The organism is Sphaerochaeta pleomorpha str. Grapes, assembly GCF_000236685.1.
Taxonomy (GTDB): Bacteria; Spirochaetota; Spirochaetia; order Sphaerochaetales; family Sphaerochaetaceae; genus Sphaerochaeta; species Sphaerochaeta pleomorpha.
In genome coordinates this window covers 1,883,236-1,895,705 of sequence record NC_016633.1, presented here as the reverse complement: position 1 = coordinate 1,895,705, position 12,470 = coordinate 1,883,236, and the positions used below count along the sequence as shown (strand labels likewise).

Genomic DNA, 12,470 nt, shown 5'->3' with positions numbered 1-12,470 from the left:
CAAATGAAAAAAATTATGAATGAACCCCAGAATTTCGTCGATGAAGTAATGGTTGGAATTGAATTGGCCTATGGTGACAGGGTTCGTCTCCTTGATGGAGACAAGCGAATCCTTGTATCAGCCTATCCTAGAAAAAAAGGAAAGGTAGGAATTGTCACAGCCGGAGGCAGTGGACATCTTCCGGTGTTTCTTGGGTATGTTGGTTCCGGTTTGCTAGATGGCTGTGCAGTAGGAAATGTGTTTGCTTCTCCCTCTGCCAAGAAAATGGCTGCCATGATCACCGCTTGTGACGATGGCAATGGCGTTCTGTGTCTCTATGGGAATTACGGTGGGGACAAGATGAATTTTGCTATGGCATGTGAGATGGTAGAAATGGACGACATCGAGACCATGAGCGTGCTTGTTACCGACGACGTGGCTTCCAGTCCAAGGGAAACTGCAGAGAAAAGGCGTGGCGTTGCCGGCATGGTTTTCGCATTCAAGGTTGCCGGTGCCGCGGCCGATGAAATGATGAGTTTGGAAGAAGTTGTGGCTGTCACAAAGAAGGCAGTTTCCAACATACGGACCATGGGCGTCGCTCTTTCTCCCTGTATCGTCCCTGAGGTGGGCAAACCGACCTTCACCATCGAAGACGATGAGCTGGAGTTGGGAATGGGTATTCATGGGGAACGGGGGATCGAAGTCTGCAAGATGTTGACGGCCAATGAAATTGCCGATTTCATCTTTGAAAAGATTGTCAACGACATGCCCCTGGCAAAAGGCTCGGAGGTGGCAGTTATGGTGAACGGACTTGGCGCCACTCCGCTTGAGGAACAGATTCTTGTCTACAGTCGTGTAGCTTCCAGGCTCAAGGAACAGGGAGTGTCAGTGTTTATGCCCCATATCGGTGAATTTGCCACTTCGATGGAGATGGCCGGGCTATCGATTACAATCATGAAACTTGACGAGCAATTGAAAGCTCTGTTGAGAAAACCTGCATCTTCTCCGTTCTATACTTCCGAAAACAAATAGGGGAAACCAATGAATAGTGTGAATCTTTGTGAAGCAATGAACTATATTAGCGAAACCATGACAAGTGAAAAAGAGTACCTTATCGCGCTCGACCAGCAAAATGGTGATGGGGATCTTGGTATTTCTATGAGCGACGGGTATAAAAGCGTCTTGCATTATTTGCTTGAAAACACTGAAGAGGACCTGGGAAAGGTGTTCATGAACATGGCGGGGACCTTCAATGAGTCAGCACCCTCTTCTTTGGGTACCATCACTTCCTTTGGCATGATGGGCATGGCGAAAAAATTGAAAGGGAAGACAGACGCAAGCCTGGAAGACCTGGTCGCGGCTCTGTATTCAGGGATTGAAAATATCATGAAGAAGGCAGGGAGCAAAGCTGGGGAAAAGACAATTCTCGATTCCCTTATTCCCGGTATCGATGCCTTGCAAGCTTATCAGGGTGAAGGGGCTGTGGTCGCTTTTGAAAAAGCCGCCGAAGCCGCACGTATAGGATCGGAAAACACCAGGTCTATGAAGTCTGTCCATGGTAGAGCTGCCTACTACGGGGAAAAAAGTATCGGGATCATTGACGGTGGTTCTGTTGTCGGGAGTTTGATTTTCAAATCCTTGGCAGCATACGTACAGAGAGCCTAATGATGGATACAGATATCTATGAAGCATATGTTGCGTTACTGAAAATGGAATTGCAACCGGCTTTGGGTTGCACTGAGCCCATTGCCATCGCATACGCCGCAGCGAAAGCACGGGAAACCCTTGGTGCCATGCCTGATAAAATCAGCGTCGCTTGCAGTGGGAATATTGTAAAGAATGTGCAGGGGGTCGTGGTGCCTAATTGTGAGGGTTTGCGAGGCATTGATGTTGCGGCAACCCTTGGCGTGGTTGGGGGAAATCCTGAAAGTGGACTGGAAGTGCTCAAAGAGGTTTCCAGTGAGGATGTCAAAAAGACGAGAAGTTTGCTACGTGAAGGTTTCTGTACCTGTTTGTTGTCATCGAATGAAAACAATCTGTTCATTCGCGTATATGCCTGCAATGCTTCAGATTCTGCAGCAGTGGAAATTACCACCCATCATACGAATATTACGTTGATCGAGAAAAATGATACGATTCTTTTTTCAAAAGAGATCAAAGAAGATGATGACAATGTCTTCGAAAAGTATGCTGCCTTTCTGAATGTAAAAGATATTGTAGAGTTTGCTGACACGGTAAAAGTAGATGACATCAAATCAGTCCTTGAACGGGAGATTGAGTATAATGCTGCAATATCGAAAGAAGGTTTGACAGGCAAATGGGGGCTCGGGGTAGGGAAATCACTGCTGAAATTCTATGATAAGAATGATGTCCGAACACGCGCCTGTGCCGCCGCGGCTGCCGGTTCAGATGCCAGGATGGGCGGTTGTTCGATGCCTGTTATCATCAATAGCGGCAGCGGGAACCAAGGAATGACGGTATCTCTTCCGGTTATGGAGTATGCAAAAGAGCTCAAATCATCTCACGAAGAGTTATTGAGGGCCTTGGCTTTGAGCAATCTCATCTCCATGCAGGAGAAAAACCAATTGGGAAGCCTGAGTGCTTTCTGTGGGGCCGTATGTGCAGGGACTGCTGCCGGATGTGGCATTGCGTATCTGCATGGTGGAAGGCAACAGGAAATTTCCAACGTCATTACAAATTGTCTTGCCGATATCGGTGGGGTAGTCTGCGATGGGGCAAAGGCCTCCTGTGCCTCAAAGATTGCAACTGCAGTCAAATCGGGAATCTTTGCCTTTGAAATGGGAATGAAGGAAAACAAGAGCTTCATTAATGGAGATGGACTGGTCAAGTCGAATGCTGACAATACCATCAAGAGTTTTGGAAGGATGGGTAGGATTGGTATGAAATCTACAGACCGGGAAATCCTGAACATCATGATGGAGAAAGAAAACTAACTGATCATTTTCATCTAATAAGAGTCCATTCGGCAGTCCCAAGAGAATTCCTTGGGACTGTTGTTCGTGAGTAGGGGTATACGAAAGGGATGGAAGCCCTTATCGTTTGTTTAAACAAATCTTCCTGTAGTTTTCCATGTCTTTTTTCAAGGCCAAAAGGGCATTCTTTTTGTTGTTGTTTTCGATTTCTTTAATGATGACCCGGTGGCATTCCTCGCCAAAATACTTGTCAATGGGATTGAGGGAGATCCAGATGGAACGGGCATAATCGATGCCTAAAAACCTGATGGCCTTCTTCAATTGGGCACTCAGGTACTCATTTTTGTATAATGAGGCTAGCTTGATATGGAACTGTGCGGTATGTTCCCAGCGTTCCAAGGGACTTGCCTCCTCGCGAAGGGATTCGCTGATGTCAACGATTGCAGTCAGTTCCTCTATGGTTTCTTTGTTTGAGAGCATTTCCCAATAGGCATCCATGGCACTGGTCTCGATCAGATACCTGAAATTTAAAACCTGTCTGATTTGGTCTTCCTCGAACGGGGTGACTTCATACCCAAATTTGGGAATGCTTTTCAAAAGACCCTCGTCGCAGAGTTCAAGAAGGGCTTCCCTGATTGGGGTTTTGCTGACATTGAACTCAGATACAAGTGACTGGATATTGATAATGTCATTGCTTTTATACGTGCAGTGTATGATTCTGTCTAGAATAATTTTATGATATTGGTTTTTTAATGGATCGCCACCATACTTATTCTTTGTTTCGGCCATTTCAGATGCTCCATATAATTTGATTTTTATCAATGTTTTTTGATGATAAAGAATTTATAGAGCATTTACAAGAGACGAAATAATTTATATGCGATAGATTTTCAGTACCTTGTTTGTTCTCAAAAAGGTAATCGGCGGCGAAAAAAAATTCCTGAGATTTTTCCTTGCGTAATCTGAATTCTATGGTACTCTTTCTAGTATGTTACTGGAATTCCAGTGATATACCAAAAGAGAAGGCTCGGAAAATTCACTCGAATCACACAGAAAACCTTTTGTAGTTTCTACGAAAGAGTAAAGAAAGGATGGAGGATCGTTCAATGAAAAAGCGTATTATGTTGGTAGCTCTCCTGTCTCTGCTTGTATTAGGTTTTGCTTTCGCTAACGGAAGCAAAGAAACCCAGAAACCTATTAAGATTGCAGTTGTAGGCCCCCTTACCGGCGACTTTGCCGAATATGGCCAAGGATTTAAGAACGCGGTTGAATTGCATGCAAAGCAGATCAATGCAGCTGGCGGGATTTTTGACGGTCGTCAGATTGAAATCGTTGATTTCGATGACAAGAACAGTGGCGAGGAAGCAGCTTCGATTGCCGAACGAATTGCAGGGAACAAGGACATTGTCGGTGTCGTCGGTCACTTTGCAAGCGGTGTTTCCATGGCTGCCGCCCCTACTTATGAGGAAGTCGGTGTCCCCGAGATTTCCCCCAGTGCTTCCCATCCGGACTATTCGGGCATGGGCGAGTATATCTTCAGGAATAACTCATTGATCAACGTCGAGGCTAACGAAACACTGAACATTGCCTCTGACGTATTCAAGGCCAAAAGGGTTGCCGTCCTTGCAGTCAAAACCGACTGGGGCGTAAAGACTGCAGATATCCTTATCAATACCCTTGCCAAGGATCATCCGGAGCTCGAGATTGTCGGATACGAGGAAATCCTTGATGGTTTGACCGATTTCTCCTCAACCATCACCAAGCTTCGTTCCTACAAGCCCGATACGATCATCGTTTGTGCCATGTACAACATCCTTGGACCTTTTGCCAACCAGTACAGGGACATTGATTCCAAGATCAACCTCATTGGTTTCTCTAATGCCTACAGCGAACAGCTGATCAAGCTTGCTCAGGAAGACGGGAACGGTATTGCCCTTCCTGCAATATTCTTCCATGAGAGCCCTGAAGCGAAGGTCAGGAGTTTTGTTGACGATTACATGAAAGATTACGCTGGCAAGATTCCCAGTTCCCTCACTGCCCAGGCGTATGATTCACTTGGTATGTTTGTCCAGGCTATCAACGAAGCCAAATCTGCAGACAGGAAAGCCATCAAGGATCAGCTCTACAAGATCAACTATGATGGCGTTGCAGGGGTAACGTACTTTGATGCAACTGGTGATGCCTTCAAGACATTCAACTGGTTGATGATCAAGGATGGCAAATTCACCATGATCGACAAGAGCAAGTTATAGGTTGTAAAGACTATTGAAGGGTGGGGGGGCGCCCCCACCTTTCAAGTAAGTACGTAGGGAGCTAGTATGATTCTACAACAAGTATTTGATGGATTAACCCTAGGCATTGTCTATGCCTTGATTGCCGTTGGGTATTCTCTGGTATTCGGCGTTCTTCGCCTGGTTAACTTTGCCCATGGAGCTACCTACGCTTTCGGCGCTCATATCGCTATGGTCGTAGTCGTATCGACAAGCTTCGGACTGTTCTGGGGTGTGGTTGTTAGTGTCTTGGTAACTGGCGGTATGACCATGCTGATGGATCGAATTGCCCTGAGACCACTACGAGTAAAGAAGTCAAAGGGAATTTCTGCCCTTATCACCACTATTGGGTGTTCTTATATTATCCAGAATTTCCTGATGATCGTGTTTGGCAGCAGGTCGAAGTGGTTTCCCAAGATTTTTGACTATGGGAATTTTACCGTTGGAAACATTTTGATTAAATCGACTCAGGTTGGAATAATTGCTGTCTCCGTTGCCCTTTTGCTCCTTTTAACGTTCATTGTCCAAAAAACAAAGATTGGATTGGCTATGCGGGCCGTGCAACAGAATGCAAAGGCTGCATCACTGATGGGCATTGATGTTAATAAAGTTATTTCGTTTACGTTCTTTTTGGGTGGGGCTTCCGCTGCAGTTGCAGGCTCACTGATCAGCGGCTATTACCAGATTGTCAATCCGCAAATGGGATTTATAGCCGGTCTCAAGGCTTTTTCCGCTGCAGTTCTGGGAGGGATCGGAATCCTCCATGGTGCTGTGTTCGGAGGCCTGGTCGTTGGACTTGCAGAGAGTTTTGCTGCCTACTATCTCGGTGGTGGGTATCGTGATGCCGTTGCATTCATCATTCTGATTATTGTGCTCATTTTCCGTCCGAATGGATTATTTGGCAAAAAGGTGATTGAAAAGGTATAAATCATGAAACATAACAAAACAAGCAAAAAACTATTGGATTCAAAACCGAAGAAGATAGCAGCCCTGGCTGTGCTGGTTATACTGGTTCTCTATCTTCCCAAAAGTGGCCTTTTATCACCCTACATCGTGCGTATCCTTACCATGATTTCCCTGTATTCGATGCTTTCCCTGTCTTTGAACCTTTTAACTGGGTTTACGGGACTTGTATCGATCGGGCATGCGGGCTTCTGCGCCGTAGGTGGGTATACTTCGGCTCTGATGTGGCAATACCTGGGGCTTCCCTGGTTGGTAACGGCGCTTTGCGGCATGGTCATGGCAGGTATTGTCGGTCTGATGCTTGCAGCCCCTACCAGTAGATTGTCCGGCAGTTACCTTACTATCGCGACATTGGGTTTCGGGGAAATCGTCAAGATGGTTGCACTTAACTGGCAATCCTTTACAGGTGGCCCATTAGGGGTGAACCACATTGAAAGGCCTGAGTTTTTCGGTATTACCCTCACTACCTTCAATGGCGGGTTTTTCTACCTTTCAATCATCATGACAGCTTTGGTAACGCTGGTTGTCTATCGAATCGTCAATTCGAAAATGGGAAGGGCTTTCATGGCGATCAGGGATGATTCTTTGGCTGCTACCATGATGGGTGTGGATGTAACTGCCTACAAGATGAAAAGTTTTGTCATCTCTGCGGCAATCGCAGGTCTTGGAGGAGCGTTCTATGTTCACTTTGTCAGGTTCCTTGACCCCAATACCTTCAATTTCGACATCTCCATTATCATTATCAGTATTGTCATTCTCGGGGGAACAGGATCCATTGCCGGTTCGTTCCTTGGTGCAGCACTGCTGATTTCCTTCCCGGAAATTTTGAGGTTTGCCAGCGAGTATCGGTTCATCATCTATGGCTTGATTCTTGTCTTGATGATGAGATTCAAACCTGAGGGAATTCTCGGGGGGCATAGCAACAAGCCCTTCAAACTGATGAAAGGGGTGCAATCCTATGGAAACTAAACAGGATCCTATTCTGCTGGTTAAAAACCTATCCATACAGTTCGGAGGCCTCAAAGCCGTAGATGATGTTGATTTCCAGGTAAACAGAGGGGAGATTGTAAGCATCATTGGGCCGAACGGTGCCGGTAAGACCACGGTATTCAATATGCTCACCGGGGTCTATCAACCTACCCGTGGACAAATCTTCTTCAATGGAGAGGAAATCCAAGGGAAGACTCCCCAGGCTATCGTAAAAGCGGGAATGGCCCGGACATTCCAAAATATCCGGCTTTTTTCTGACATGAGGGTAATCCAGAATGTCCTGTTGGGCATGCATACCAATACTGACTATAATTTTTTTGATCTGGTTTTCCATACTAAAAAGTACCGGACACTGGAAAAAGAAAAACAACAGAAAGCCGTCGATATCCTTAAGTTCCTTGAACTTGATAAATATATCCACGATTATCCCTCGAATCTTCCTTATGGAGACCAGCGAAAGGTAGAGATAGCACGTGCTATTGCTACCGAGGCCCAATTGATTTTGCTTGATGAACCTGCTGCGGGCATGAATCCCGAAGAATCCGAAGAGTTGCTAGCCTTTATCCGTAGCTTGGTCTCCAAAGGTTTTACCATCGTTTTGATTGAACATGACATGAACCTGGTCATGAATATCTCAGACAGGATCTACGTCATTGACCACGGCCGGAAAATTGCAGAGGGCCTTCCCCAGGAAATTGCCACCAACAAGGATGTAATCGTAGCGTACCTTGGCGAAGAAGATGAAGATGAAGAGGAGGAAGAGCAACATGCCTAAACCAATTCTCGAACTCAAAGATGTCAATACCTACTACGGAATGATCCATGCTGTAAAAGGCATCAATATGGAAATCGGGAAAGGTGAAATCGTAGCCTTGATTGGTAGTAACGGGGCAGGGAAATCAACAACTCTAAACACCATCGTAGGTCTTTTGAAGCCTAAGAAAGGACAGATTATCTATGATGGTAATGACCTAGCCCATTGCAGCGCAGCGGAAATTGTGAAAATGGGCATCTGTCTTTCCCCTGAGGGAAGAGAAGTGTTCCCTGACCTTTCTGTGCAGGACAATCTGAAACTGGGGGCTTTCACCAGGAAAGACAAGGTGAAGATTGCCCAGGACTATGAAAAGGTCTACAGCCTTTTTCCCCGGCTGTTTGAAAGGAAGACCCAGGTTGCAAAGACGCTAAGCGGGGGTGAGCAGCAGATGCTTGCCATCGGAAGGGCTTTGATGAGTGATCCCAAGGTCCTGTTATTGGATGAGCCGTCTCTCGGGCTTTCTCCGAACTTGGTAATGCTGATATTCGATCTGATCAAGGACATCAAGAAACTCGGGGTCACCATTCTGCTGGTAGAACAGAATGCAAAAATGGCCCTCAAGACTGCCGATAGGGCCTATGTACTGGAAACAGGGAGGATAACCCTGGAAGGTACAGGAAAACAATTGTTAACAGATGATAATGTCAGAAAGGCATATCTCGGAAATATTTAACCAATAGAATAAGGAAAAAGAAAAATGGAAATCAAGAATGAACCCACACTGGTAGACAATGAAATAGTAAATGTATTGAGAGGTGCTATCGAGCACAGGGCAACCTGGATGTGCTTGATGATGGAAGCTGCCAAGAAAGCAGGTTTGGATCCTGAGGCTTTCACCCGTGAGGCAATCACCAAATGTGGTCATTTCCATGGTGCAAATATGCAGAGGGCCCAGAAAGAAGAGGGTATTCCTGCTTTCAAAGAAGTCTTTATCTCCGACAACGTCCAGAAAGTGTTCGAAATGGATGTAAAACGTTGTGATGAGGACGAACTTTATATTGAGTTCCATTACTGCCCGCTTGTTACTGCTTGGAAAAAGCTTGGTGCGACAGATGAAGAGATTAAGCTCATGTGTGACGCTGCCATGGATGGGGACAGAGGTATTGCAGCTGAATGTAACTATGGCTATGAACTTGGTAAAACCATCGCCAATGGTCACGATATCTGTGAAGTAACATTCAGAAAAAACAAATAATTGTAATTGTATAAGGGGGAAGCAGTCAGCTCCCCCTTGCTGATTTTGATCCGGAGATGAGCCCTCTTTGTGAGGGAGGGCTTTTTTTCGCCTGAATCATGGTTTGATGTGATGTATCGCACGAAAAGACGATAGGTCCGTTCATGTTTTGCAGAGGAATCACAGGAGGATAGTATGAAAAAATTAATCAATAGTCCCGAGACTTTGGTAAATGAGATGTGCAATGGATTGGTTGCTGCCTATCCCGAACTTGCATTCGATAGCAAAAGTAAACTCATCATGAAAAAAGAAATCGATACTGAGAAAGTCTCGCTCATCTCGGGTGGTGGTACCGGGCATGAACCCGCCCATGCGGGATATGTTGGAAAAGGTATGCTTGATGTAGCAGTCTGTGGTGATGTATTCGCTTCACCTTCCCAGATACAGGTCTATAAAGCTATCAAAGCAAGCCAGAGCAAGAAAGGCACTCTTTTGATTATCAAGAACTACAGCGGTGACAATATGAACTTCAAGAATGCCAGGCAATTGGCTCTTGAAGATGGGATCGATGTTGCATATGTCATTGTCAATGATGATATCGCAGTTGAAGACAGTCTCTACACCGTGGGAAGAAGAGGTGTAGCAGGAACGGTATTTGTGCATAAAATTGCAGGGGCTGCAGCCGAGGCCGGCCTTTCCCTTGCTGAAGTAAAAAGGATTGCGGAGAAAACGATTGCCAATACCAAGAGTCTGGGTTTTGCCCTTTCTTCCTGCACGGTTCCCGCCAAGGGTTCCCCGACTTTTGCCCTGGCAGAGGATGAAATGGAATTCGGGGTTGGTATACACGGGGAGCCGGGTATTTGCCGGCAGAAAGTCAAGAGCATCGATGAGTTGGTGTCTCAAATGGTCGACCCCCTGCTCAAGGAATTAAAAGCGGGGAATGCTGAAGTAGCAATCATGGTGAACGGGTTCGGATCGACCCCGCTTCAAGAGCTGTATGCCTTCAATAATTCCGTGCTCAATACCCTGCAGGAAAAAAATGTGAATGTTGTCAGGGTGTTTGTCGGTGATTTTATGACAAGCCTCGATATGGCTGGCGCTTCTTTGACTATGGTGAAACTCGATGATGAACTGAAGACCTATCTGGTAGCTGCTGCAAACACTCCTGCTCTTACCTTAAGTGGAAAGGAACAGGATATTACCTACATACCTCTGGCAAAGTCAGAAGTGAAAGAGGCTATTTTCACCGTCGAGGTTCCTGCCTCCTGCGCAAGTATCCAGGATGAGAAACTTACCTTGGAGAATTTTACCTATTTGGTGGATAAGCTTTCAGCCGTTGCAATAGAGAATGAGATTCCGTTCTGTGAATTGGATTCCCATGCCGGAGACGGTGATTTCGGGATGAGTATTGCCAAGGGTTTCAAACAGCTCAAGCGTGAGTGGAAAACCATTCTGGAAAAGAGTGGCACTATAAGCGAATTCCTTGATGAATGCTCGATTGTCATTATGGAATATTGCGGTGGGGCAAGTGGCCCTATCTGGGGTTCTGCCTTCCGCAGTGCCGGCAAATATACTGCAGGAAAGGAATTTGTTACTTCGCTTGAGATGGCTGAATTGCTGCAAGGCTGTGTAAAGGCCATCCAAATGACAGGGGAGAGGTCCTTTGGCCGTGGAGCCGTTGTCGGGGATAAAACCTTGATCGATGCGCTTGCTCCCTGTGCAGACAGTTGGAGTGAGAATGCAAGCAAAGGACTTTCCCTGAAAGAATGTTTTGGTAAAGGGGCTGAAGCTGCGATGGCAGGAGCCAAAGCCACAGAGAGCATTGTTGCCAGAATGGGACGTGCAGGGACTGTGGGGACGAGGAGTATCGGCTATCCTGATGCAGGGGCCTATGGGCTTGGGGTGTTGTTCACTGAAATTGCGAAAGCCCTACAATAGGGAAGGTTTAACATGGATGAAAGGAAATATGCTGCGTATGTGGCGATACTGAAGCATGAGTTGGTTCCAGCCCTTGGATGTACCGAACCAATAGCGATAGCCTACTGTTCTGCCAAGGCCCGAGAGGTCCTTGGCTGCCTTCCCGAAAAGATTACGATTGGCTGTAGCGGGAATATCATTAAGAATGTAATGGGTGTTACGGTTCCAAATTCCGGCGGCCTCAAGGGCATCGATGTCGCTACGGTTCTCGGTATTGTCGGGGGAAAGCCGGAAATGCTTTTGGAAGTACTCAGTGCAGTTACATCTGAGGACATCGAAAAGACAAAAGAGTTACTCAAGGACCCTCTCTATTGCTCCTGCACTTTGGTACAGGGGGATGATAATCTGATTATTGTCTGTGAGGTGGAAGCCCAAGGCCATAAGGTTCTGGTGGAAATCAAGAATAGGCATACCCATATCACTCGGATCGAGAAAGATGGAAAACTCATTTTTTCACAAGCTTTGGAAGAGAACGTCGGAGAAGTGGATTTGGATTACAGTCTTTTGAATATTCAGGATATCATATCCTTTGCCGATTGCCTGCGATTGGAAGATGTCGAAGAGATCCTTGGAAAACAGATTGCCTTCAATTCAGAAATATCACGCGAAGGATTGTCGAATTCCTGGGGTGCCAATGTCGGAAGGTCCCTTTTAAAGACCAATGGTGAAAACTCGGATGTGAGGACCAAGGCACGGGCGGCGGCAGCCGCAGGCTCTGATGCCCGCATGAGCGGCTGTGCCAAGCCGGTGATTATCAACTCGGGAAGCGGGAACCAGGGGATTACCCTCACGATGCCGATCGTGGAGTATGCAAAGGAACTCAAAGCTCCACGAGAGACTGTGCTGAAGGCCTTGGCAATCGCGAACCTTGTAGCCATCCATCAGAAACAATATATCGGGGACCTTTCGGCCTACTGTGGGGTGGTTTGTGCCGCCACGGGAAGTGCCAGTGGGGTTGCCTATATGCTGGGTGGACGGTATGAGGAGATTTCCAATACCATCACCAATTCCATCTGCACGGTAGGGGGAATGATTTGCGACGGAGCGAAACCCTCCTGCGCGGCAAAGATTTCGATTGCACTGGAAGCAGCTTTGAATGGGTATTGCATCCAGGATAACGGAGGGGTGTTCAAGCATGGTGAAGGCATGGTGAAGCGCGATGTGGAAAGCACGATCCGTAGTGTGGGCAAAATGGCCCAGGTCGGTATGCATTCCACCGATGTGGAAATCCTGAAAATTATGCTGGAGAAATAACGGGTTAGTCCAATAAAACCTACAAATAGTAAAAGGAATCTGGTTTGTGCCGGATTCCTTTTTTAGGTTTTCAAAACAAGTGGATACATAGGTCCTGTTTGTCGATTTTATCTTCC

Annotated in this window: 12 protein-coding genes; 11 read left to right on the top strand and 1 reads right to left on the bottom strand. The window is 46.4% G+C overall.

All coding sequences use genetic code 11. The features are described 5' to 3' along the window. The first annotated feature begins 3 nt into the window (after window positions 1-3). Genes SPIGRAPES_RS08635 through SPIGRAPES_RS08625 form a run of 3 tightly spaced genes read left to right on the top strand, consistent with a single transcriptional unit; the run spans window position 4 to window position 2,933 of the window. The gene (locus SPIGRAPES_RS08635; protein ID WP_014270378.1) at window positions 4-1,011 is read left to right on the top strand and encodes a dihydroxyacetone kinase subunit DhaK; all 1,008 of its coding nucleotides are present in this window, start codon (window positions 4-6) and stop codon (window positions 1,009-1,011) included. 9 nt (window positions 1,012-1,020) lie between these two features. Beyond that, window positions 1,021-1,644 (top strand): dihydroxyacetone kinase subunit L, encoded by a 624-nt coding sequence (locus SPIGRAPES_RS08630; RefSeq protein ID WP_014270377.1) that lies wholly within the window; start codon window positions 1,021-1,023, stop codon window positions 1,642-1,644. Next, a complete protein-coding gene (locus SPIGRAPES_RS08625; protein ID WP_014270376.1) occupies window positions 1,644-2,933 on the top strand; it encodes an L-cysteine desulfidase family protein in 1,290 nt (429 codons plus the stop codon). The genes SPIGRAPES_RS08630 and SPIGRAPES_RS08625 overlap by 1 nt, the downstream gene beginning before the upstream one ends. 99 nt (window positions 2,934-3,032) lie before the next feature. Here the strand turns inward: SPIGRAPES_RS08625 and SPIGRAPES_RS08620 are convergent, their stop codons facing one another. Further along, complete coding sequence (locus tag SPIGRAPES_RS08620; RefSeq protein ID WP_014270375.1) at window positions 3,033-3,701, bottom strand: GntR family transcriptional regulator; 669 nt, start codon at window positions 3,699-3,701, stop codon at window positions 3,033-3,035. 317 nt (window positions 3,702-4,018) lie between these two features. On the opposite strand from SPIGRAPES_RS08620, the gene SPIGRAPES_RS08615 reads away from it, so the two are divergent. From SPIGRAPES_RS08615 to SPIGRAPES_RS08580, 8 genes are all read left to right on the top strand, one after another. Continuing rightward, window positions 4,019-5,164 (top strand): ABC transporter substrate-binding protein, encoded by a 1,146-nt coding sequence (locus tag SPIGRAPES_RS08615; RefSeq protein WP_014270374.1) that lies wholly within the window; start codon window positions 4,019-4,021, stop codon window positions 5,162-5,164. Window positions 5,165-5,230: 66 nt separating this feature from the next. Next, window positions 5,231-6,109 (top strand): branched-chain amino acid ABC transporter permease, encoded by an 879-nt coding sequence (locus SPIGRAPES_RS08610; protein WP_014270373.1) that lies wholly within the window; start codon window positions 5,231-5,233, stop codon window positions 6,107-6,109. Between the two features lie 3 nt (window positions 6,110-6,112). Further along, window positions 6,113-7,114, top strand: a complete 1,002-nt coding sequence (locus tag SPIGRAPES_RS08605) for a branched-chain amino acid ABC transporter permease (protein WP_014270372.1) — start codon at window positions 6,113-6,115, stop codon at window positions 7,112-7,114. Beyond that, window positions 7,104-7,910: an ABC transporter ATP-binding protein gene (locus tag SPIGRAPES_RS08600; protein WP_014270371.1), complete on the top strand. Its 807-nt coding sequence runs from the start codon at window positions 7,104-7,106 to the stop codon at window positions 7,908-7,910. Before SPIGRAPES_RS08605 ends, SPIGRAPES_RS08600 begins: the two co-directional genes overlap by 11 nt. Beyond that, the gene (locus SPIGRAPES_RS08595) at window positions 7,903-8,622 is read left to right on the top strand and encodes an ABC transporter ATP-binding protein (protein WP_014270370.1); all 720 of its coding nucleotides are present in this window, start codon (window positions 7,903-7,905) and stop codon (window positions 8,620-8,622) included. Before SPIGRAPES_RS08600 ends, SPIGRAPES_RS08595 begins: the two co-directional genes overlap by 8 nt. Before the next feature lie 24 nt (window positions 8,623-8,646). Beyond that, window positions 8,647-9,144, top strand: a complete 498-nt coding sequence (locus SPIGRAPES_RS08590) for an L-2-amino-thiazoline-4-carboxylic acid hydrolase (protein ID WP_014270369.1) — start codon at window positions 8,647-8,649, stop codon at window positions 9,142-9,144. Window positions 9,145-9,318: 174 nt separating this feature from the next. Further along, window positions 9,319-11,061: a dihydroxyacetone kinase subunit DhaK gene (gene dhaK / locus SPIGRAPES_RS16840; protein ID WP_014270368.1), complete on the top strand. Its 1,743-nt coding sequence runs from the start codon at window positions 9,319-9,321 to the stop codon at window positions 11,059-11,061. Window positions 11,062-11,073: 12 nt separating this feature from the next. Continuing rightward, window positions 11,074-12,354 (top strand): L-cysteine desulfidase family protein, encoded by a 1,281-nt coding sequence (locus SPIGRAPES_RS08580; protein WP_014270367.1) that lies wholly within the window; start codon window positions 11,074-11,076, stop codon window positions 12,352-12,354. Window positions 12,355-12,470: the final 116 nt, after the last annotated feature.